The 22,116-nt window shown below is 61.8% G+C and carries 21 protein-coding genes; 14 read left to right on the top strand and 7 right to left on the bottom strand.

Annotated elements, in window-relative coordinates; all coding sequences use genetic code 11:
• Window positions 1-37 precede the first annotated feature (37 nt).
• From I2H38_RS06255 to paaG, 4 genes are all read right to left on the bottom strand, one after another.
• Window positions 38-1,054, bottom strand: coding sequence for a YeiH family protein (locus I2H38_RS06255; protein ID WP_196270960.1), 1,017 nt, complete (start codon window positions 1,052-1,054; stop codon window positions 38-40).
• 107 nt (window positions 1,055-1,161) lie between these two features.
• A complete protein-coding gene (locus I2H38_RS06250) occupies window positions 1,162-1,752 on the bottom strand; it encodes a histidine phosphatase family protein (protein ID WP_196270959.1) in 591 nt (196 codons plus the stop codon).
• Window positions 1,753-1,790: 38 nt separating this feature from the next.
• A complete protein-coding gene (gene thpR / locus I2H38_RS06245) occupies window positions 1,791-2,327 on the bottom strand; it encodes an RNA 2',3'-cyclic phosphodiesterase (RefSeq protein ID WP_196270958.1) in 537 nt (178 codons plus the stop codon).
• 194 nt (window positions 2,328-2,521) lie between these two features.
• On the bottom strand, window positions 2,522-3,319 hold the full coding sequence (gene paaG / locus I2H38_RS06240; RefSeq protein WP_196270957.1) for a 2-(1,2-epoxy-1,2-dihydrophenyl)acetyl-CoA isomerase PaaG: 798 nt from the start codon (window positions 3,317-3,319) through the stop codon (window positions 2,522-2,524).
• Window positions 3,320-3,591: 272 nt separating this feature from the next.
• On the opposite strand from paaG, the gene I2H38_RS06235 reads away from it, so the two are divergent.
• Window positions 3,592-5,091 (top strand): 3-hydroxyacyl-CoA dehydrogenase, encoded by a 1,500-nt coding sequence (locus I2H38_RS06235; protein ID WP_196270956.1) that lies wholly within the window; start codon window positions 3,592-3,594, stop codon window positions 5,089-5,091.
• Between the two features lie 8 nt (window positions 5,092-5,099).
• On the opposite strand, the gene I2H38_RS06230 is transcribed toward I2H38_RS06235, so the two are convergent.
• The gene (locus tag I2H38_RS06230) at window positions 5,100-5,849 is read right to left on the bottom strand and encodes an IclR family transcriptional regulator (RefSeq protein ID WP_196270955.1); all 750 of its coding nucleotides are present in this window, start codon (window positions 5,847-5,849) and stop codon (window positions 5,100-5,102) included.
• A gap of 140 nt (window positions 5,850-5,989) precedes the next feature.
• On the opposite strand from I2H38_RS06230, the gene I2H38_RS06225 reads away from it, so the two are divergent.
• The 11 genes from I2H38_RS06225 to I2H38_RS06175 all read left to right on the top strand — a co-directional run bounded on the left by I2H38_RS06225 (window position 5,990) and on the right by I2H38_RS06175 (window position 16,743).
• Window positions 5,990-7,522 (top strand): class I adenylate-forming enzyme family protein, encoded by a 1,533-nt coding sequence (locus I2H38_RS06225; protein WP_196270954.1) that lies wholly within the window; start codon window positions 5,990-5,992, stop codon window positions 7,520-7,522.
• Complete coding sequence (locus I2H38_RS06220) at window positions 7,519-8,328, top strand: enoyl-CoA hydratase/isomerase family protein (protein ID WP_196270953.1); 810 nt, start codon at window positions 7,519-7,521, stop codon at window positions 8,326-8,328. Before I2H38_RS06225 ends, I2H38_RS06220 begins: the two co-directional genes overlap by 4 nt.
• 12 nt (window positions 8,329-8,340) lie before the next feature.
• Window positions 8,341-9,543, top strand: a complete 1,203-nt coding sequence (pcaF, locus tag I2H38_RS06215) for a 3-oxoadipyl-CoA thiolase (RefSeq protein ID WP_196270952.1) — start codon at window positions 8,341-8,343, stop codon at window positions 9,541-9,543.
• A complete protein-coding gene (locus I2H38_RS06210) occupies window positions 9,543-10,328 on the top strand; it encodes an enoyl-CoA hydratase-related protein (RefSeq protein WP_196271332.1) in 786 nt (261 codons plus the stop codon). Before pcaF ends, I2H38_RS06210 begins: the two co-directional genes overlap by 1 nt.
• A gap of 77 nt (window positions 10,329-10,405) precedes the next feature.
• The gene (locus tag I2H38_RS06205; protein ID WP_196270951.1) at window positions 10,406-11,185 is read left to right on the top strand and encodes an SDR family oxidoreductase; all 780 of its coding nucleotides are present in this window, start codon (window positions 10,406-10,408) and stop codon (window positions 11,183-11,185) included.
• Between the two features lie 222 nt (window positions 11,186-11,407).
• The gene (locus I2H38_RS06200) at window positions 11,408-12,607 is read left to right on the top strand and encodes an ABC transporter substrate-binding protein (protein ID WP_196270950.1); all 1,200 of its coding nucleotides are present in this window, start codon (window positions 11,408-11,410) and stop codon (window positions 12,605-12,607) included.
• A gap of 88 nt (window positions 12,608-12,695) precedes the next feature.
• Entirely contained in the window at window positions 12,696-13,454 is a 759-nt protein-coding gene (locus I2H38_RS06195) for an ABC transporter ATP-binding protein (protein WP_196270949.1), read from the top strand.
• Between the two features lie 25 nt (window positions 13,455-13,479).
• Window positions 13,480-14,178: an ABC transporter ATP-binding protein gene (locus I2H38_RS06190; RefSeq protein ID WP_229426571.1), complete on the top strand. Its 699-nt coding sequence runs from the start codon at window positions 13,480-13,482 to the stop codon at window positions 14,176-14,178.
• A gap of 12 nt (window positions 14,179-14,190) precedes the next feature.
• Window positions 14,191-15,078 carry a branched-chain amino acid ABC transporter permease gene (locus tag I2H38_RS06185; RefSeq protein WP_196270947.1) on the top strand — a complete coding sequence of 296 codons (888 nt, stop codon included), beginning with the start codon at window positions 14,191-14,193 and terminating at the stop codon, window positions 15,076-15,078.
• Window positions 15,079-15,130: 52 nt separating this feature from the next.
• Window positions 15,131-16,054: a branched-chain amino acid ABC transporter permease gene (locus I2H38_RS06180; RefSeq protein ID WP_229426570.1), complete on the top strand. Its 924-nt coding sequence runs from the start codon at window positions 15,131-15,133 to the stop codon at window positions 16,052-16,054.
• A gap of 20 nt (window positions 16,055-16,074) precedes the next feature.
• Window positions 16,075-16,743, top strand: coding sequence for a transglutaminase-like domain-containing protein (locus tag I2H38_RS06175; RefSeq protein ID WP_196270945.1), 669 nt, complete (start codon window positions 16,075-16,077; stop codon window positions 16,741-16,743).
• A gap of 157 nt (window positions 16,744-16,900) precedes the next feature.
• On the opposite strand, the gene I2H38_RS06170 is transcribed toward I2H38_RS06175, so the two are convergent.
• Both I2H38_RS06170 and I2H38_RS06165 read right to left on the bottom strand, forming a co-directional pair.
• Window positions 16,901-17,944, bottom strand: a complete 1,044-nt coding sequence (locus I2H38_RS06170; protein ID WP_196270944.1) for an aldo/keto reductase — start codon at window positions 17,942-17,944, stop codon at window positions 16,901-16,903.
• 60 nt (window positions 17,945-18,004) lie between these two features.
• The gene (locus I2H38_RS06165; RefSeq protein WP_196270943.1) at window positions 18,005-18,667 is read right to left on the bottom strand and encodes an arylesterase; all 663 of its coding nucleotides are present in this window, start codon (window positions 18,665-18,667) and stop codon (window positions 18,005-18,007) included.
• A 72-nt stretch (window positions 18,668-18,739) separates the two neighbouring features.
• Here I2H38_RS06165 and I2H38_RS06160 point away from each other — a divergent pair, with 72 nt between their 5' ends.
• Complete coding sequence (locus I2H38_RS06160) at window positions 18,740-19,432, top strand: ABC transporter ATP-binding protein (protein ID WP_196270942.1); 693 nt, start codon at window positions 18,740-18,742, stop codon at window positions 19,430-19,432.
• Window positions 19,433-19,446: 14 nt separating this feature from the next.
• Window positions 19,447-22,035 (top strand): ABC transporter permease, encoded by a 2,589-nt coding sequence (locus tag I2H38_RS06155; protein ID WP_196270941.1) that lies wholly within the window; start codon window positions 19,447-19,449, stop codon window positions 22,033-22,035.
• The last annotated feature ends 81 nt before the right edge of the window (window positions 22,036-22,116 follow it).

Raw genomic sequence — 22,116 nt, 5'->3', positions numbered from 1 at the left:
TGACGTTCCCGGTCGCAGTTTCAAGCCCCGACGAAGGTTAAGCAACACCCAAGAGCCGGATCAGCCCGAGGCTGATGGCGATCAAAACGAGAAGCGAGAGCGTCACCGCCAGCGTCACGCGCCCGCCAACGCGGCCGAGCACGCGCAGATCGACCCCCAGACCCAGCGCCGCCATGGAGACGACCGTCAGCATCGTCGCCGTCGGCAGAACGAGGCTCAAGACCGCATCCGGAATGACGCCCCAGGAGCGCAAAGCCGCAAGGCCCAGGAAGCCGACGATGAACCAGGGCACGAGACGCTTCAGCGACAGGCTATTTCGCGCGGCGGGCGAGCTGCGGCCCGCGATGATCGAAAGCAGAATCACCACTGGCCCGAGCATCAGCACGCGGACCAGCTTCACCAGCGTGCCGAGCTGCGTCGAGACAACGCTCACCGGCACGGTGGCCGCAAGCACCTGCGGCACAGCGTAGACGGTGAGGCCCGCGAGCACGCCGTATTGCGTCGCGGACAATCCGAGGAGCGGCACGAAGAAAGGCAGGGTCAGCACCACGATCACACCCAGAATGGCCGTGAACGCGATGGAGGAGGCGACGTCCTCGCTCTTCGCGCCGATCACGGGGGCCACCGCCGCGATGGCGGAATTGCCGCAGATCGCGTTGCCGCAGGCGACCAGCATCGACATGCGTTTCGGCAATCCGAGCAGGCGGGATAAGCCATAGCTCGCGCCGATGGTGACGGCCACGACGACCGCGATGCCGAAGATAAGCCCGGAGCCGGCTTGCATCACGGCCTGAAAGCTGATCGACGCGCCAAGCAACATCACCGCGATCTCGAGCAGGGTCTTGGCGCTGAACACGATGCCGGGAATCCAGCGCAGGCTCGGATTCCACGCGGTCCGTACGGCTGTGCCGAGCAGGATTGCGATGACGAGGGCTTCGAGATAGGGGCGGCCGCTCCAGAATTCTTCCAGATGCTGCAGGCCGATGGCGATCAGCGAGATAACAATGCACAGGGCAATGCCCGGAGCCAGTTGCGCGATGCGCTTGCCGTCCATTGTTTTCGTCCCGCTTCCTGTCGCGCTTTTTTCAGCGGCGCTCGGTGAAGACGGGCTAGTCCCCCATGGCGGATGGCGCAAGTCTCAAAACGGGCGCGGAGACAATCTCACGCTCCGAAACCATCCTCGATGACGCGCCAATCGCGCCTCAGGGCAAGGGGATCACGGTCGAGGACGAGATAGCAGCCGCCGCCCGGATGAGAGGGACGGCTTTCCTGGCCGATGGCGACGCCTTGCAGATGGGCGGTGAGCAGGCAGCCGACGCCGCCATGGGAAACGATGACGATGTCGCCGGAGGTGGGCTCGTCCCGCGCGACGGAGGTGACGGCCTTGACGATCCTGGCCTGCGCGTCGATGGCCCGCTCCCAGCCGCGCACGCTCTCATGCGGGCGTCCGAAGAATTCGGCTACGATCTCCCAGAATTCCGGTGGGGCGACGTAGCCGGTTGCCGAGCGGTCGTTTTCACCGAGATGCTCGTCGGTCCGATAGGGCAGGCCGAGGCGACCGGCGACGATCTCAGCCCCGTCCATCGCTTTGCGCTCGGTGCTGGCATAAACGGCGGAGACATTCTTGCCCGCAAGCGTCTCCGCGAAACGCTCCATACGGGCGCGCCCGATGGCGTTGAGCGGCCATTCGGGAACCGGCTGGTTCGGGTCGATGACGACTTCGGGATGGGTGACGAAGATGAGTGATGCCATGGGGTCGGTTTATGAAATACCGTATCTTTTGTCGAGCCCTAGCCTAGGGGGTAGGCCGCCTCGACGACATATGGGCCGCCGCCAACGGAATCGCGGGATGAGAACAGCACGAAGCGGCGGGCGGTGAAGATCAGTTTCCGGAAATGCCCGCGTGTGGCGAAGTAATCCGCCACGTCGATGGGCGAGGCGTCGCGCAGGCGCGCAAGGGTCACGTGGGGCGTGAACTTGCGCTTTTCCGGCGGCAGGCCGACCCGGCGCACCAGGCGCTCCTGTTCCGCCTGCAGATCGTTGATCCCGTTGGTCGCGACCGCGCGGGCAAAGACCGTGCGCGGCTTCGACCCGCCGAAGGTGTCGAGACTGTCGAGGGTGACGTTGACGGGGTCGCGCCGGCGGCTCTCGCCAAGGACCGACAGCACATCCTCGGCCATGCGCTCATCGATGTCGCCGAGGAAGCGTAAGGTGATGTGGTAGTTTTGGGGATCGATCCAGCGCGCTCCAGGGAGCCCGCCGCGATAGGTCGAGAGCTGAAGGCCGACCTCGGCCGGGATCTCGATGCCGGTGAACAGGCGTGGCATGTCGCACCTCCTGAGCCTGGCGGACTCTTCAACAAGATGATGGGGGCAGAAGGCCTGTCACCACAAGGGCCGATTGAGACGATCAACAGCCCGTTGGGCCTGAGTTTCGGTGACGCAGCAAGTTCACCCGATGCGACCTGAGTGGCCGAAAGACCCGCGACAGAGAAGCTTGGCGGAAATGGTATCTCCGGTGCTCATCGCTTTACGAGAAAGGCTTTGACACGCTCCACATACCCCGGATCAAGGCCCGCCTCGCGCTGAAGATCGCGTTCCAGATCGAGCTGAGTCGTGAGGTCGTTGGTAGCGGAGGCCTCTAGTGCTTCCTTCGTCAGTGTGACGCCGTAAGGCGGCTTCGAGGCGATGCGCGCAGCGATGTCACGGGCCTCAGGCAACAGTGCCTGATCGTCGCATGTTTTCCAGATCAATCCCCATTCAGCCGCTTGCTCAGCGGAAAGCGGCTCGCCGAGCAGCGCCACAGCTCTGGCGCGAGCGGTGCCGATCAGGCGCGGGAGGAACCAGGTGCCGCCGCAGTCAGGAACAAGGCCAAGATTCGTGAAGAGTTCGAGGAAGCGCGCCGAACGGGCAGCGATAACGATATCGCAGGCCAGCGCGATGTTTGCGCCTGCACCTGCGGCGACCCCGTTGACCGCGGCAATCACCGGGAACCGGAAGGAGCGCAGACGGCGCACGAGTGGGTTGTAGTATTGATCGAGGCTGGCTCCGAGATCCGGCGCCAATCCGTCCGGACGAATCCGATCCGCGAGATCCTGGCCTGTGCAGAATCCGCGTCCCGCGCCTGTCAATATCACAGCTCGGCAAGCCGCATCCGCTTCTGCTTCATCGAGAGCAGCCATCAATGCCTCGTGCATCGAGACGTTGAAGGCGTTCAGGCGGGAAGGGCGGTTGAGCGTCAGGACACGATAGCCCTCACCCAGTTCCGTCAATATGAGCTCGGCCGCCGCATGGTTTGGGTCTCGAAGCTCATTCGGCATAGTCGGGTCTTCTTGTATCACGGAAGGAAAGGCAGGCGATTCTTGAGGCCGCCACTCTAGCGGAGCGGGAGCGGTGAGGCGACTGAAACTGTTCCGCACAGCGGAATAGTTTTCCGCAAATTCGCTTGACCGGTCTGCCTGACAAAGGTCTTTTAGGCCCCATTCAAGAACCGCTTTTCCGCAACGAACTCCAATGTCCGTTCTTTGGTCGGCATGCTCACGGTGACGTGCAGGACAGGCTTTTCACGCGGGTCACAGAGAGGACAAGAGTCATGGGGAACACAAACGAAGCCCGTCTCACCTTAGGCATCGTCGGAGCCGGTGCCATGGGCTCAGGGATTGCCCAGGTTGCTGCCGCCGCCGGGATCAACGTGCACATCTTCGACATGCGCGCGGACGCCGCGGCCAACAGCAGGAATGACGTTGCCAAGCGCCTACGAAAGCGGGTCGATGAAGGTAAGCTCACGGCTGACGAAGCCGAGACGACCATCGCCTGCCTCAACGTGGCGGACCGGATCGAGGACCTTGCCGCTTGTGACGTCATCGTCGAGGCGATTGTCGAGAATCTCGACGTCAAGCGCGAGTTGTTCAAAGCCCTGGAAGGGATCGTCAGTGAAGAGACCATCCTCGCGTCCAACACCTCATCTCTGCCGATTGGCGCCATCGCGGCGGGGCTGAAGCACCGCCAGCGGGTCGGTGGCCTGCACTTCTTCAACCCGGTTCCTCTTATGCGGCTGGTGGAGGTCATCCCCGGTCCGGATACAACTGACGCGGTCGTCGAAACCCTCGTCGCGCTGGGCAAGCGGCTTGGGCGGGACCCCGTCGTCGTGCGGGACACGCCCGGCTTTCTCGTCAATCTCGGCGGCCGGGCCTATACCACCGAGGCGCTTGCCATCCTGCACGAGAACGTGGCGACCCCCGCACAAATCGATGCCGTCATGCGTGATTGCTGCGGCTTTCGTATGGGTCCGTTCGAATTGATGGATCTGACCGGAATTGACGTAAACTTCCCCGTGACGCGTTTCGTTCACGAGAGCTTCTTTGGCGATCCGCGCCTGCGTTCGACGCCCTATCATCGCTACCTGCTGGAGACCGGCCAGCTTGGTCGCAAAACGGGACGAGGCTTCTATCACTATGGCGAGGGAGCGCAGAAGCCCTCGGCCGACGCCGTCAGAATGGGCGCTGCCGCCGAGAAGGTTTTTCTGGTTGAGCCCAGCGACGTGCTAAAGACTTTGGCACTCGAACTGGGGGTTTCCATTCTCGACACGGATGACGGTGTTTCGCCGCTGTTGGGTGCGCCGCTTGGAGAGGACACAACCGCTTTCGCCACGCGCACGGGAAGTGACGCCCGCCGGCTGGTGGCTCTGGATCTGAGCTTCGATACATCCAAGCGGATCACCGCCATGACGGCACCAGGCTGCGATCCCGCCATTCGGCAGGCGGTCATCAATGCACTGATTGGGAGCGGCCGCGCTGTAACGGCAATTGCGGATTCTCCAGGCTTCATCGCGCAACGAATTGTAGCAATGGTGGCCAATCTCGGTTGTGAGATGGCTCAGGCGGGGCTTGCTGCTCCTCGAGATATCGACAAGGCCATGCGCCTTGGTCTCAATTACCCGCAAGGTCCGCTCGAATTCGCCCAATCGATTGGCCCGCGTCATGTCCTCGCTGTGCTGACGGCGTTGCAGTCGCTGACAGGCGACGACCGTTATCGCCCCAGTCAGTGGCTGCGTCGCCGGGCCTCGCTCGGTATTCCTGTCTGGACGGTGTGAGGGCCGCCCTACGGTCCCCACAGGGTCGTGACGGTTCCCTTCAGCGCGTCGGCGAGGCGACCCCTCATGTCAGCTTCGCTGACGCTGCCGGTGGCGATCGGTATGGTGATCGCTGCCATTTCGCCGTTGTCCTCAAGGGCGACAGCGATGCCGCCGATGCCACGCCGCCAGGCATCGCGAATGAAGGAGATGCCGAGTTCGCATGCTTCAGCGAGGTTGGCTTTGAAGGCCTCGACATTGCCGCCGCGCTTGGCGAGGTGAGCGCACACACGCGCGGCAAGCAATCGCCGGTCACGTTCTGGCATTGCAGCGAGAATCGCGATCCCCGCCGCAGACACGGCGACGGGCAGACGGCCGCCCGTCGCGAGCCGCACTGCGACAAGCTCGGAGCCCTGGACGACTTCGACAAAGGTGACATGCAGCCCGTCACGGATCACGAGGCCGACGGTCTCTCCGGTCTCTTCGGAAAGCTGCTTCAACATGGGCTTCGCCCGATCGAGCATTGTCATCCCCGCGAGTACCGGATAGCCGAGAGCCAGGTTCTTGGGGGTCAGCTCGTAAGCGCGCTTTGACTGACTGAAACGTAGGTAGCCCAGTTCCATTGCCGTGTGGGTCAACCGACTGACCGTCGAAGGCGGGAGCCCGGTGGCCCGCGAGAGCTCGCCGTTGCTCAACGGCCGCTGCGCGCGCGAGAGGGCTTCGAGAATGGCCAGACCTCTCGCGAAAGCATCGACAAACTGGCGGTCTGCACGCTCCATGACAACGTCCCAACTATTCCGCACTGCGGAAAGGCTTTTCGCAAATACCCGTTGCGAATAGCACTGCTCTCGGAGAAAGTCCACGCAACCGCCGTTACGGAAATGAATAGTTATTCACCGCGGAATAAGGGAGGAACAGGATGCTGACTGGTGACATGTTGCGTCGCTCGGCCGAGCGTTTTCCTAGGAAGCCCGCCATCCTCTGGGACGGCACGTCACTCAGTTACCGGGATCTCGACCTGGCCGCCAATCGGCTGGCGAACGCCCTGATTGATCTCGGGCTGGCGAAGGGTGGCAAGGTCGGCATCATCAGCCGCAATCGTACCGAGTATGGCATCACCTTTTTCGGCGCCGCGCGCTCGGGAGGTGTTCTGGTCAATATCTCCGTTCTTTATGCGCCCGAAGAACTGCAGTACGTGCTCGACAAGGCCGATGTTGAAATCCTGATCTTCGAGCATCCGTTCGCCGAGAAGGTCATGGCGGCGCGCGCCAATCTGCCCAGGATCAAGACGCTCATCTGCGTTGGCGGCGAGGTCGAGGGAGCGATTCCGTTCGAGGCGATCCTCGCACGCGGCTCTGAGGACCATCCCCCTGTCGACATCCATGAGGACGACCCGTTCAGCATGACGTACACGGGCGGCACAACGGGCCGCCCGAAAGGTGTTCTCACGAGCCATCGCAACCGCATGATCACGGCTCATACGGTCATGGTCGAAGAGGCGATCGATGAGCGCGATGTCGTTGGCATCGTCACGCCTCTCTTTCACGTGGCCGCGCTCAACATCATGTTCCAGCCGGCTGTTCTCGCCGGGGCGACCAGTACCTTCCTGTCGAAGTGGAACGTCGCCGATTTTGCCGCCATGGCGCGCACAACGGGTATGACGGCGGTCTTCATGGTGCCGACCCAGGCCAGCATGGTTGTCAGCGATCCGGCATTCGACGCGGCCAATTACAAGACATGGACCAAGCTCGCCTTCGCCGGTGCGCCGATGCCTGATTGGGTGCAACGGGAGCTGCTGGAGAAACTTCCAGATCTGAAGCTGACTCAAATCTACGGTCAATCCGAGGTCGGCGTGCTGACCGTCCTGCGGCATTGGTATCTGCCCGGCAAACTCGGCTCTATCGGCCGGCAAGGATACAATGTGGATGTCGCGGTCGTGGATCGTGATGGGAAACCGGTCAAGGCTGGAGAGATCGGCGAACTCGTCTCGCGCGGCGAAAACGTCATGCTTGAGTACTACAAGGAACCCGAGCAGACTGCGAACTTCTTCCGGAATGGCTGGGGCTGGACCGGCGATCTGGCGACGGTGGACGAGGAGGGCTTCGTCACTCTCGTGGACCGTTCGAAAGACATGATCATATCCGGCGGCGAGAACGTTTATCCGAAGGAAATCGAGAACGTCCTCTATGAGCACGCCGCCGTCGCGGAATCTGCGGTCTTCGGCATCCCCGACGATAAATGGGGCGAAGTGCCCGTGGCCTACATTCAGATCAAGGCCGGCATGGTGGTGAGCGAGGATGAGATCGTGGCGCATTGTGCAGAGCGTCTGGCCCGATTCAAGCGTCCTCGCGTCGTGAAATTTGTGCCGGATTTCCCCAAGACCCCTATTGGCAAGATTCAGAAGAACATCCTGCGGGAGCCCTACTGGAGAGATCGGGAGAAAAAAATATGAGCAGCCATTACGCGAATTACAGCCGACTGAAGTTCGACTGGCCAGAAGAGCGCATCCTGCGGATTACCATGGAAAATCCAGGCCGCCTCAACTCGGCCGATGCCGTCATGCATGGCGAACTGGTTCGAATCTGGCGCGACATCGACTCCGATCCCAACGTCTCGGCGGTCATTATCCGCGGTGCGGGCGAGGCATTCTCCTCGGGTGGGGATCTCGATCTCGTGAAGGAGATGACGGAAGACTTCCACACGCTCACGCGAGTGTGGAAAGAAGCTCGTGATCTGGTCTACAACCTGGTGAATTGCTCCAAGCCGATCGTTTCCGCCATGCAGGGCCCGGCTGTCGGCGCCGGCCTCGTTGCCGGTCTTTTGGCTGACATATCGATCGCCTCCCGCTCTGCTCGTATCATTGACGGACACACGCGGCTCGGCGTTGCTGCGGGCGATCACGCAGCGATCGTCTGGCCGCTTCTCTGCGGTCTCGCGAAGTCGAAATACTATCTTCTTCTTTGCGAGTCGGTGAGCGGTGAGGAAGCGGAGCGCATTGGCTTGGTGTCCTTGTGTGTCGACGACGCGCAGCTCCATGACAAGGCTCTGGAGGTGGCAAGAAAGCTTGCCGCCGGATCGCCGACCGCCATTCGCTGGACCAAGTACGCGCTGAACAATTGGCTGCGCATGGCTGGACCGACCTTCGACACATCGCTCGCGCTCGAATTCATGGGATTCAAGGGGCCGGATGTCCAGGAAGGCCTGGCCTCCCTGCGCGAAAAGCGACGTCCGAACTTCACCAAAGACTGTCCCCTCTAAGGAGATCGCTCCATGACGGAAGCGTATATCTGCGCGGGCGTGCGAACTCCGATAGGGCGCTATGGTGGCGTGCTGGCGGCCGTGCGGCCCGACGACATGGCAGGCCTTGTCCTGCGCGAACTGATGGCGCGGGTGCCCCAGCTCCCCGCTGATGCAATCGATGATGTCATCTTGGGTTGTGCCAACCAGGCCGGGGAGGACAACCGCAACGTCGCGCGGATGGCTGTTCTTTTATCTGGCCTGCCTGATACGGTACCTGGAACGACGATCAACCGGCTCTGCGGCTCCGGTCTTGATGCGGTCGGCCAGGCCGCACGGGCTATTCGGGCCGGCGAGGCCGAGGTCATCATAGCGGGTGGCGTCGAGTCGATGACACGGGCGCCCTTTGTCATGGGCAAGGCCGACACCGCGTTCTCTCGCTCCGCCGACATCTTCGACACGACGATCGGATGGCGCTTCGTCAACCCCGTCCTGAAGGGGCGGTTTGGCATCGATTCCATGCCTGAAACGGCGGAGAACCTTGCCGAGCAGTTCCAGATTTCCCGGCAGGACCAGGATGCGTTCGCCGTGCGCAGTCAGCAACGCGCCGCGCGCGCGCAACAATCGGGCCGTTTCGATCGCGAGATCGTGGCAGTCAGCGTTCCTCAAAGAAAGGGTGACCCGATCAGGGTCGAGCGCGACGAGCATCCCCGCGAGACCACCCTGGAAAAGCTCGGCCAATTGGCCACCCCGTTCCGAAAGGGGGGGAGTGTGACTGCAGGCAATGCCTCGGGCGTTAACGATGGTGCCGCGGCTATGGTCATTGCGTCGGCAGAGGCGGTCTCCGAATACGGTCTGACTCCTCTCGCCCGCGTCGCTGGCCTCGCGACGGCAGGCGTTGAGCCACGGATCATGGGCATCGGCCCGGTTCCCGCCAGTCAAAAATTGATGGCCCGTCTCGGCCTGCAGATTTCCGACATGGATGTGATCGAGCTCAACGAGGCTTTCGCGGCCCAGGCGTTGGCATGCCTGCGCCAACTCGGGCTTCCGGACGATGCCGAGCATGTAAACCCCAACGGCGGCGCCATCGCCCTCGGGCATCCCCTCGGCATGTCCGGTGCGCGCCTCGCGTTGACAGCAGCGCTGGAACTGCAACAGCGCGATGCAAAGCGGGCGTTGTGCAGCATGTGCATCGGCGTGGGGCAGGGCATTGCCCTCGTGGTGGAGAAAGCATGATGGATAACCCCGCCACTTCGGAAGTTATTCTCGAGCGCAAGAGCGCCGCCATTGCGGTGGTTCGCATCAACAGACCAAAGGTGCGCAATGCCCTCAATATGTCGGTGCGACGCAGGCTGGCGGAAATCTTCGAGAGCTTCGTGGATGATACCGCGCTACGCTGCGTGGTCCTGACCGGTGACGAGACCAGCTTCGCCGCCGGTGCCGATATTCAGGACATGGCGGAGATCAGCGCAGTTGACATGTATCTGCGTCACAATGAGCGGCTCTGGGAAGCCGTCGGTCGATGCCCGCAGCCTGTCATCGCCGCAGTGAATGGATTCGCGCTCGGCGGCGGCCTCGAACTCGCGATGCACGCGGATATCATCATTGCCGGACGCAGCGCCAAGCTCGGCCAACCTGAAGTACGCGTCGGCATCATGCCGGGCGCAGGCGGAACCCAGCGCCTGACGCGCGCGGTCGGCAAGTTCAAGGCAATGCGCCTGTGCCTCACGGGTGAGATCATTGATGCCGAAGAGGCCTGCGACATGGGCCTCGTCAGCAAGGTGGTGGCGGACGAGGCAGTCTTCGAAACAGCGATGGCGATGGCCGAGCAGTTAACCAAGCTTCCGCCAATTGCGCTTGCGCAGATCAAGGAAGTCATTCTTCACGGTCAAGACGCACCGCTCGGCGCAGCGCTCGCTCTCGAGCGAAAGGCGCTTCAGGTTCTCTTCGCCACCAACGACAAGAATGAAGGCATGCGGGCGTTCTTGGAAAAGCGGGCTCCGAACTACACGGGGGCATAAGACCCGGGAATGCAAACTCGTCGCTCTCCCTTTCGAAAGGGAGGGAGGGACGCCCAAGACAGGAAAGGGACGATCTCATGGATCTCAGGATAAGTGGCGAAACCGCACTGATACTGGGCGGCACGAAGGGCCTTGGCTTCGCCTGTGCCCGGGAGTTGAGTGCAGCCGGCGTTCGCGTCGCGGTCAATGGCCGCAATGCCGACGAGGGAGCGCATGCGGTTGCTCTGCTTGGGGATGGAGCCATCTTCGTGCAGGGAGATCTCGCTGACCCGGATCAGCCCTCGCGTCTCATCGAGGAAGCCCAGCGCCAGCTCGGACCACTTCATATCCTCGTCACGAATGCAGGCGGCCCACCGACGGGTGAGTTCACGGATCACACGGTCGAAACCTGGCGTAAGGCGTTGGAAGTCAACATGTTGTCGGCAATCCAAGCCGCGCGCCTTCTCCTGCCGGGCATGATCGAAGCCAGGTACGGCCGGATCGTGAACATCACGTCGTTTGCCGTCAAAGAACCGTACCCGAACATGGCCCTCGCCAACGGAGTACGTGCCGGATTGACGGGAGCGATGGCAACCCTAGCGCGGGAGGTTGCCGGCAAGGGCGTAACGGTCAACAACATTCTGCCTGGGCTCATGGCCACCGGCGCACTCGATCGCGTCATCAGAGCTCGCGCGACGCGCGACGGAATCACGGAGCCGGAAGCATCGGCACGCATGGCAGCATCCGTACCGGCGGGCCGTCTCGGCACGTCAGAGGATTTCGGTCCCCTGTGCGCCTTCCTCTGTTCCCGTCACGCCGATTATATCACGGCACAAAACATCGCGGTGGATGGAGGTCTCATTCGTGGCCTTCTCTGATGGATGACAACGAGCAAGTGATCTCGTAGCTCGCTGGTTTGCCGCGCTCAGCACTATCGACATGAGCGCACTTTGATAAATTTCGATCCGGGATAGAAACGCCTCAATCCTTCCGCGTAGCGGAATATTTTTTTGCACAACGGTAGTGGTTTTCTGGCAATCTCCGGGCGCAACAACAAAAATGAACGCCATCAATTCCAAGATATCGATCGGGAGGACTCTATGAAAAAACTCTGCCTCGGCATCATCGGCGCGGCCTGCTCCATTACGGCAGCTTCCGCGCAGCTATCTGACAACACCGTCAAAATCGGCGTGCTCACTGACCAGACGGGAGTATTCTCCTCTTTGGCCGGCAAGGGCTCGGTCGTTGCCGCCGAAATGGCGATTGAGGATTTCGGCACCAAGATTGGTGGCAAGAAGGTCGAGCTTGTCAGCGCCGATCATCAGAACAAGGCTGATGTGGGCACACAAATCGCCCGGCGCTGGTTCGACGCCGAGGGCGTCGACATGATCATCGATGTGCCCAACTCGTCCGTTGTGCTTGCCGTTCAAGAATTGGCGCGCGAAAAGAACCGCGTCCTTATCGTGTCTGGTGCCGGGACGGCCGATCTCACCAACAAGGCCTGTTCACCCAATGGTATCCATTGGACCTGGGACACTTATTCCGCCGCTGTGAGCACGGCCAAGGCCATTGTTCAGGAAGGCGGCAAGTCGTGGTACTTCCTGACCGCTGACTACGCATTCGGTCACACGATGAAGGCGGACGTTGCGCGTGTCGTCGAAGCGACGGGCGGAAAGGTTGTCGGATCGGTGCAGCATCCGCTCAACACGTCCGATTTTTCCTCGTTCCTGATGCGGGTTCCGAGCACGAACGCTGATGTGATCGCGCTTGCCAACGGCGGCAGCGATACGATCAACTCCCTCAAGCAGGCACAAGAGTTCGGTCTTACGCAGAAAGCAAAGATCGCGGGGCTTGCTATCTTCCTGACCGATGTCCATTCGATCGGACTTCAGACGGCGCAGGGTCTCTACCTGACGACGGGATTCTATTGGGATCGGAACGACGAAACCCGTGAATGGTCACAGCGTTTCTTCAAGCGTCACGGCGCAATGCCCACGATGTCTCAGGCCGGCGTCTACTCGGCGATCATGCATTACCTGAAGTCGATTGAGGGCGTGGGAAGCGATGCCGCCGAAAAGGTGGTTGCTCGCATGAAGGAAACCCCGGTCAACGACTTCTTCGCAAAGAATGGCAAGATCCGTGCCGATGGTCGTATGGTTCACGACATGTATCTGGCGCAGGTGAAGACGCCCGCCGAGTCGAAGGCTGCCTGGGACTATTACAAGATCCTGCGCACTGTGCCTGGCGAGGAAGCCTTCCGCCCTCTGTCGGAGAGCGAGTGCTCGCTCGTCCGCAAGTAGTCGCGGCATAGGCAGGCTTCGGCCTCTCCCAACCTGAAATCGGCGCGTGCCCTCCGGGCGCGCGCCCTCCAACGGTGTTTATGGAGCCATGGCGAACGAAATCATTCTGAGCGCATCGGGGCTTACCAAAGAGTTCAAGGGGTTTGTCGCCGTTGACGACGTCACGCTTTCCGTTCGGCGCGGCACGATTCACGCCTTAATCGGTCCCAACGGAGCCGGAAAGACAACCTGCTTCAATCTTCTTACAAAAGTTCTGAGTCCGACGGCTGGCCGTATCATCTACAACGGTCGTGACATCACAAAGATGTCGCCGGCGAACGTCGCCCGCCTCGGACTGGTTCGCTCGTTCCAGATCTCGGCGGTCTTCGGTCACATGACGGCGCTTGAGAACGTCCGGATCGCCCTTCAGCGCCGCATCCGGGGAGACTCTTTTGATTTCTGGTGCTCCGAACGCGTGCTCTCCTCTCTCCATGACGAAGCCTGGGAGTTGATCACGGCCGTGGGTCTCACGGAGTTCGCCATGATCCCGGCTCGCGAGCTTTCCTATGGACGCAAGCGTGCGCTTGAAATCGCGACAACTCTTGCCCTGGATCCCGAGATGCTTCTGCTGGATGAGCCGATGGCGGGAATGACCCAGGAAGATGTTGAGCGCGTCTCCGCACTCATTAAGGAAATTTCGCAGAAACGAACCATCCTGATGGTGGAACATAATCTCTCGGTCGTGGCATCGCTGTCCGACCGGATCACTGTCCTGACGCGAGGAAAGGTCCTGGCCGAAGGTGATTATGCAACCGTGTCGAAGGATCCTCGTGTCATCGAGGCATACATCGGGGTGCCTCATGCATAGGGTTTCCGCTGGATATACCGGGCCCATGCCGCTGCTCGCTGTAAAAGAGCTTGAGGCTTGGTACGGTGAAAGTCACGTTCTCCACGGTGTGACGTTTGATGTCCCATCCGGAGAGGTCGTAACGCTGCTTGGTCGGAATGGCGCTGGAAAGAGCACGACGCTCAAGGCCATTATCGGGATCATGCGCCGACGCAAAGGATCGATCCGTTTCTCCGGCAAGGAGACCATCGGCCTGAGTGCGCGCGCCATTGCGAGAAGCGGAATTGCGTTCTGCCCTGAGGATCGGGGAATCTACTCAAGCCTCAACGTTGAAGAAAACTTGCGGCTCCCTCCCGTCGTCCAGGATGGCGGCCTCTCTGTTGATGAGATTTTCGACATGTTCCCCAATCTTCGTGAGCGGCTGAAGAGCCCCGGTACGAAGCTATCCGGAGGTGAACAGCAGATGCTCGCCATCGGACGCATCCTGAGAACCGGTGCGAAATTCCTGCTCCTTGACGAGCCGACGGAGGGATTGGCGCCGGTCATCGTGCAACAGATCGGTCGCACGATTAAGGAATTGAAGGCACGCGGATTCACCATCGTGCTCGTGGAGCAGAATTTTCATTTCGCCTCAACCGTTGCGGACCGCCACTACGTCATGGAGCACGGTCGGGTCGTTGACATGGTTCCAAACGCTGATCTTGCGGCGAGCGCCGCGAAACTCAGCCGCTATCTTGGCGTCTAGAAAGGGGATTTCATGTTCGATCTTCTTGGCATCCCTCCTCAGGTTCTTTTCAGCCAGCTTCTGTTGGGGCTCATCAATGGCGCTTTCTACGCCATGCTCAGCCTCGGGCTGGCGGTGATCTTCGGCCTTCTCAACATCGTCAATTTCGCCCACGGCGCCCTCTACATGATGGGCGCTTTCGGTGCCTGGATGCTGCTCAACTACCTCGGTATCGGGTATTGGTGGGCGCTTCTTCTATCACCGCTCATGGTCGGATTGTTCGGTGTTCTCATCGAACGTTTACTGCTGCGATGGCTCTACGACCTTGATCATCTCTACGGCATGATCCTCACATTCGGTCTTGCGTTGGTGATCACCGGTCTCTTCCGGAACTTCTATGGCGCGACCGGCATGCCTTATACTTTGCCGCCGCTTCTCACCGGCGGGCACAATCTCGGGTTCATGTTCCTGCCGAACTCACGCGCGTTCGTGATCGCGTCCTCGCTCATCGTGTGTCTGTCGACTTGGTTCGTCATCGAAAGGACGCGTCTGGGCTCCTATCTGCGGGCAGCAACGGAAAACCCGGCGCTGACGGAAGCCTTTGGCATCAACGTCTCGCTGCTGGTCACCATGACCTATGGCTTCGGTGTGGCACTGGCAGGTTTCGCCGGCGTGCTCGCGGCTCCCATCTATTCGGTCAATCCAACCATGGGTTCCGACCTCATCATCGTTGTCTTCGCGGTGGTCGTCATCGGAGGCATGGGCTCAATCCTTGGCTCGATCATCACGGGCTTCTCCCTGGGGATCGTCGAAGGATTGACCAAGGTTTTCTGGCCGGAAGCATCAGCTACCGTCATCTTCGTGATCATGGCCATTGTCCTCATGGCAAAGCCCGCGGGCCTTTTTGGGAGAAGTTCCTGATATGCCGACTCATAGCAGCGTACCCGTCGCGGCCCCGTTCCGAAAATTGGGCATGCCGCGCTATCATCTGATGATCATGCTGGGACTGGCCGCTGTGCTCTCTGTCGCGCCATTCCTGCTTTATCCCATCCTGATGATAAAGATCCTGTGCTTTGCGCTGTTCGCCTGCTCGGTCAATCTGCTGCTCGGTTATGCCGGCCTCCTCTCGTTTGGGCACGCGGCATATTTCGGCATGTCCAGCTACGTGGCTGCGCATGCGGCTAAGGTCTGGGGGCTCTCTCCGGAACTGGCGATATTGTGCGGTGTTGGTATTGCTGTCCTGTTGGGCTGCATTTTTGGCGCGCTCGCGATCAGGCGCCAAGGCATTTACTTTGCGATGGTCACACTCGCCTTCGCACAAATGGTGTATTTCTTCGCGCTCCAGGCTCCATTCACCGGGGGAGAAGACGGCATCCAGAAAGTGCCGCGAGGCGCGCTATTCGGGCTCATCCCTCTGGCTGACGACAAGACGCTGTATTGGTTCGTCCTCGTTGTCTTCTTTGCTTGCCTGCTGGCGCTCTACCGCATCATCCATTCGCCGTTTGGGCAGGTGCTGAAGGCTATTCGGGACAATGAGGCACGGGCGGTCTCACTGGGTTATCGCGTCAATCAGTACAAATTTATCGCCTTCGTTCTGTCGGCCGCCTTGGCAGGAGTTGCCGGCGGGACCAAGGCAATCGTCTTCCAGCTGGCGACCTTGACGGACGTCTACTGGACGATGTCCGGGGAAGTGGTCCTTATGACCCTCATTGGGGGCATGTATACTTTCTTTGGACCGATCGTTGGTGCGGCCCTCGTTGTCTTGATGCAGAACTACCTCGCCTCGGTCGGCGACTGGGTTACGGTCATACAGGGTCTTGTCTTTGTCGCGTGCGTGCTGCTCTTCCGCGAAGGAATTGTTGGCTTTATTGCCTCAAAATTGAAGCGTCCCTTGTAGGATAGGGGAGGGGCCTCGCAATGAGCAGTACAGAGATCCGGCTTCTGCTGAGCCCTGCCGAGTACGTCGACAGCGATCATCCTGCGATCAGGTCATATGCCAGCGAGGCGACAGCCGGGATTGCCAGTGCAGCTGGCAAAGCCCGCCGCCTTTATGATGTGGTTCGGGATAGCATTCGATACGATCCGTATGTCGACTATACGGACCGTGAGGTTTTCCGCGCCAGTAGTGTGCTCCAGGCAGGGGCCGGGTACTGCGTGGGCAAGGCTGCCCTTTACGCCGCACTCTGCCGCGCCGTGGGACTGCCCGCGCGGGTCGGCCTGGCGGATGTGCGCAACCATCTTGCCACGCCACGCCTGATCGAGGCGGTTGGAACCGATGTCTTCGCGTTCCATGGCTACGTTGAGGTGCAATTGGAGGGCCGCTGGGTCAAGGTTACCCCGACCTTCAATTCCTCTCTTTGCGCCAAGCTGGGTGTCGCTCCATTGGATTTCGATGGAACCGGCGATGCCCTATTGCAGGCCTACGATGGCGAAGGCCGTAGGTTCATGGAGTATCTCCTGGACCACGGGAGCTTCTTTGACGTGCCAACCAAATTTCTCATGGCCGAAATGGTCCGTCTCTATCCAAATCTCAGTCAGCCAGGCGGACTGCGCGGCAACATGGAGGCCGAGGCAAGCCGTCCTTGAGGGCTGCGCAAGAACTGACGGGGTCGCCCAGTCGCGGGCCGTTTTGCAAGCTCAGTCGCAACCCTTTGCTTTCTGTCGCGTGTAGGCGAGACCTATATCGAGGTCCGAGGCCAGCTCATCCCGGCTCGCCTCGTGGCGTCCGGGATGAGGCGCGTGGTTACGGGCAGGGATTGCAATGTTCGAGGTGGATCGCGTTGATCCTCTCTTCCAGCTCCGGCGAGATCTTGAGGTTGATCGAGCCAATATCGGTTTTGAGCTGCTCCATCGAGGTCGCGCCGATGATGTTTGAATGGACGAAGGGGCGCGAATTGACGAAGGCCAGTGCCATCTGGGCCGGATCGAGGCTGAATTCGCGGGCGAGCGCGATGTATTTGCGGATCGCCGCTTCCGCCCCGGGCGTCTCGTAGCGCTGGCCGCGCTGGAAGAGAGTGGTGCGCGCTCCGGCCGGGCGGGCCCCGTCGAGATACTTGCCGGTGAGATAGCCCTGCGCGAGGGGCGAATAGGCCAGCAACCCGACATCCTCGCGCATGCTCACCTCGGCCAGCGCCACCTCATAGGTGCGGTTGAGGAGATTGTAGGCGTTCTGGACCGATTGCACCCGCGGCAGGCTCTTGGTTTCGGAGGCTTTGAGGAAGCTCATGGTGCCCCAGGCGCTCTCGTTCGAGAGGCCGAAATGGCGGATTTTCCCGGCCTTCACCAGATCGCCCATGATCGCGAGTGTTTCTTCGATGGGATGCGAATCGCCCGGCTGATGGCGATAGATCGTCGGGTTCGAGCCCCAGGGCATGGGGCGGTCGGGCCAGTGGATCTGGTAGAGGTCGATGTAGTCGGTCTGCAGGCGCTTGAGGCTGCCGTCGATAGCCTCCTCGATCTGCTTGCGGGAGAGTTCGGCGGGCGAGCCGTCCTTCCGGAACCAGTTCATCTCCGAGCGACCGACGATTTTCGTGGCGAGAATCACCTTGTCGCGGCTGCCCCGCGCTTTGAACCACGAGCCGATGATCCGCTCGGTCGAGCCCTGGGTCTCGGGCTTCGGCGGGATCGAGTAAAGTTCGGCGGTGTCGAAGAAGTTGACGCCCTGGTCGAGGGCGTAATCCATCTGCGCGTGGCCCTCGGCCTCGGTGTTCTGCTGCCCCCAGGTCATGGTGCCGAGGCAGATGAGGCTGACATTGAGATCCGTGCGGCCGAGGCGGCGGTAGTCCATGGCAAGGCTCCTCGCGGCGGGAGAGGCCGCGTTTCGGCGAAAGGAAGGCGCTGACGGGCGTCAGCGTTTGGGAAGACTGGCGAGAAAAGTCTCGACGGTGGGCAGGATGCGACCGACGATGATCTCAATTCCCCTGGCCGTCGGGTGAAGGCCATCTTGGAGGTTGAGGGCCGTCTCGCCAGCGACGCCATCCAGAAAGAAGGGATAGAGCACAAGGCCGTGCTTCTTCGCAATGTCCGGATAGAGCGAGTCGAATTTTTGCGCGTAATCCGGCCCGAGATTGCGCGAGGCGACCATGCCCGCCAGCATGACCGGGATGTTGCGGGCCTTCAATTGCTCGACGATGCCCTCGATGGCCTGGCGAGGAACGGCGGGATCGAGCCCGCGCAGCATGTCGTTGGCCCCGAGTTCCACGATCACCCCATCTATGCCGTCGGGCACCGACCAATCGAGCCGGTCGAGTCCCGCCGAGGCGGTGTCGCCGGAAACGCCTGCATTGGCCACTTCCACGTTGTAGCCCTTGGCTTTCAGGGCGCGCTCCAACGCTGCCGGGAAGGCCGCCTCGTTGGGCAGCCCATACCCGGCCGACAGACTGTCGCCGAAAGCGACGAGGCGAATCGGCGGGCCTTGGGCGTGGGCGGGTTGGAGCGGCCCGGTCAGGGCGAAGAAAACGGCCGCACACGCAAAAATGATTGCCATGAACGGGCCGGATTGGCGCTTCATCTCTATGCTTCCCATATGTGCCAAACTAAGCCGAGCGTCTCGGCGGTTTCCAACAAGATCGGATGAGCGGGCATGCAGGACAAGGCCATCGCGCTGCAAGATGTGGATTTGAGCCTTGGGCGCGGGGCTGCGCGGGTGCATATCTTGAAAGGGATTTCGCTCGACATCGCCCGGGGTGAGGCGGTCGGTCTCGTCGGCCCGTCGGGATCGGGAAAATCCACCCTTCTCATGACCATGGCAGGGTTGGAGCGCCCGGATTCGGGCCGGATCCTCGTCGAGGGCACCGATCTTGCGGCGCTCAATGAAGACGCGCTGGCGCGGTTTCGCGGACGGCGCATCGGCATCGTGTTCCAGTCCTTCCACCTCGTTCCGACCATGACCGCGCTCGAAAACGTCGCCCTGCCGCTCGAACTTGCGGGCGCGGGCGATGCCTTCGAGCGGGCGGAGGCCGAATTGCAGGCCGTGGGTCTTCGACATCGCCTGCACCATTATCCGGCCCAATTGTCCGGCGGCGAGCAGCAGCGCGTGGCGATTGCCCGCGCCATCGTGCCCAACCCCGCGATCCTGGTGGCGGACGAACCCACGGGCAATCTCGATGAGGATACCGGCCAATCGATCATCGACCTGCTTTTTGCGCTTAAACGCGACCGGGGTTCGACCCTCGTGCTTGTGACCCACGATCTCAATCTCGCCCGGCTCTGCGACCGCATGGTGCGCTTGCGCTCCGGCCATGTGGAGGTCGATGCGGCCTCGACTGCCGCCTGACCGGGAGCGTTTCCATGCACGGCACACTTCCCGCTCCTCCGCAACGGCAGCCCAAACCAACCCCCGTCCTTCCCCTCGTTTTGCGCCTTGCCCTGCGGGAGCTGCGCGGCGGGTTGAAGGGCTTTGCGATTTTCCTCGCCTGCATCGCGCTCGGCGTCGCGGCGATTGCGGGGGTCTCGTCGCTCTCGCGCTCCCTGACCGATGGCATTTCCCGCGAAGGCCGCCGCATCCTCGGCGGCGACATGGCGTTCTCCCTGCTGCAGCGGGAGGCGAATGAGGCCGAGCGGGCGTTTTTGAGCGCCAAAGGCCAAGTCAGCGCCATCGCCAGCCTTCGCGCCATGGCGGTTGCGGGTGAGAAGGGTTCCGCGCTCGTCGAGTTGAAGGCCGTCGATGGCGCCTATCCTGCTGTCGGCCAGCTTGAAACGGACCCGCAACTCGCGCCCGCCGATCTCATGGCCCAGCGCAACGGCGCGTTCGGCGCGGCGGTCGATCCGGCGCTGCTGGCGCGGCTCGATCTCAAGGTGGGCGATCGTGTCACGATCGGAGCGGCGAACGTCGAATTGCGCGCGAGCCTCGTTTCCGAGCCCGACAAGATCGCGAGCGGAATCGGTTTCGGGCCGCGCCTGATCATGTCGCAGGAGGCTTTGCGGGCAACGGGCCTGATCCAACCTGGAAGTCTGGTGCGCTGGACCTATCGGCTGACCCTGCCGCCTGCGCTCTCGACGGATGAGGCATTGGATCAGATCGAGGCCGAGGCCAATCGTGTCCTGCCGGAGGCGGGTTGGAACATCCGCACCCGCGTCAACGCGGATGCGCGGTTCGCCCGCAACATCGAGCGCTTCACGCAGTTTCTGACGTTGGTTGGCCTGACCGCGCTTCTCGTCGGCGGGGTTGGCGTCGCCAATGCGGTGCGTGGCTACGTCGACCGCAAGCGGGCCTCCATCGCCACCCTGAAGAGCCTCGGCGCGCCGGGCGGGCAGGTGGTGAGGCTTTATCTCACGCAAGTCATGCTGATCGCCGCCATCGGCGTCGGCATCGGCCTTGTCGTCGGCGGCGCGGTTCCCTTCATCGTCACCGGCCTGTTCGGCCATCTGCTGCCGATCCCGATTCATCCGACGCTCGCCTGGGGCGAGCTTGGCATCGCCGCGCTTTATGGCTTCCTTACCGCTTTAGTCTTCGCGCTGGGCCCGTTGGGCCGCGCCCATGACGTGCCGGTCTCGGGGCTTTTCCGCGACCAGATCGACCCCGAGCGGCGCTGGCCGCGCCGACGCTATGTGACAGGCCTCGTGTTGTCCGTCGCGGCGCTCGTGTTCCTCGCGGTATTCGCGGCCTATGACCGGAAAATCGCGCTGATGTTCGTCGCCGCCGCGGCCGTGTCCTTCGCGCTTCTGCGCCTCGTGGCCTCGGGCATCATGACGCTCGCGCGCCGCCTGCCGCGTCCGCGCCGGACGGCCCCGCGCCTGGCGCTTTCCAACATCCACCGTCCCGGCGCGCTGACGCCTTCGCTCGTTCTGTCGCTCGGGCTCGGCATTACGCTTCTGGTGACGCTGGCGCTCATCGACGGCAACCTGACGCGTGAACTCCAGCAAACCCTGCCGAAGAGCGCGCCGAGCTTCTTCTTCCTCGACATTCCCAATGCCCAGGCGGACGGGTTTGAAGGGTTCCTGAAAAATCAGGCGGGTACGGCGCAGATCGAGCGCGTGCCGATGATGCGGGGCCGGCTGGTGACCTTGCGCGGGCTCCCGGTCAGCCAGATCAAGGCCAACGAGGATGTGTCATGGGTGCTCGAAGGGGATCGCGGCATTACCTATGCGAAGACCGCGCCGGAAGGTTCGCGCCTCACGGCGGGGAACTGGTGGGCCGAGGATTACAAAGGAAAGCCGCTCGTCTCCTTCGACGACAAGATCGCCCAAGGGCTCGGGCTGAAGCTCGGCGACGAGGTGACGGTCAACGTGCTCGGCCGCAACATCACGGCGACCATCGCGAACCTGCGCCAGGTGGAATGGCGCTCGCTCGGGATCAATTTCGTGATGGTCTTCTCCCCCAACACCTTCGCCGGCGCGCCCCATACGCATCTCGCCACCGTCACTTTCCCGAACGGTTCCGATGCGGCGGTCGACGCCCGAATCCTGCGCAGCGCGGCGCTGGCCTATCCCATGGTGACGAGCGTGCGGGTCAAGGATGCGCTCGATGCGGTCAACGATGTGGTCTCGCAGCTCATCACGGCCATTCGCGGGGCGAGTTCCATTGCGCTCGTTGCCAGCCTTCTGGTGCTCGCCGGCGCTCTCGCGGCGGGGCACCGGGCGCGGCTCTACGATGCGGTGGTGTTGAAGACGCTGGGCGCAACCCGCGCCCGCCTGCTCTCGGCCTATGCCCTGGAATACGGGCTCCTGGGTCTGGCGACGGCGTTGTTCGGCCTGCTCGCGGGCACTCTTGCGGCTTACCTCATCATCACGCGGGTCATGAACCTGAGCTTTGCCTTAGATTTATCGGGCGCGCTGACCGCTTCGGCGTTGGCGGTTCTCGTGACCGTGGGGCTTGGATTGATGGGAACCTGGCGGATCCTGAGTCAAAAACCGGCGTTATACTTGAGAAATCTTTAACGTTTGGGTGCGCTGCGAGGCGTTACAAGAGAGCGTCCGGACATGGAGCGGGACGCTTCATCTTGAGAGTTCTTGTTAAGC

Origin of the sequence: Microvirga alba, assembly GCF_015694465.1 — a bacterium.
In the GTDB taxonomy this organism is placed as follows: Bacteria; Pseudomonadota; Alphaproteobacteria; order Rhizobiales; family Beijerinckiaceae; genus Microvirga; species Microvirga alba.
The sequence above is the reverse complement of the archived record's forward strand: the minus strand, read 5'-3'. Positions and strand labels throughout refer to the sequence as shown.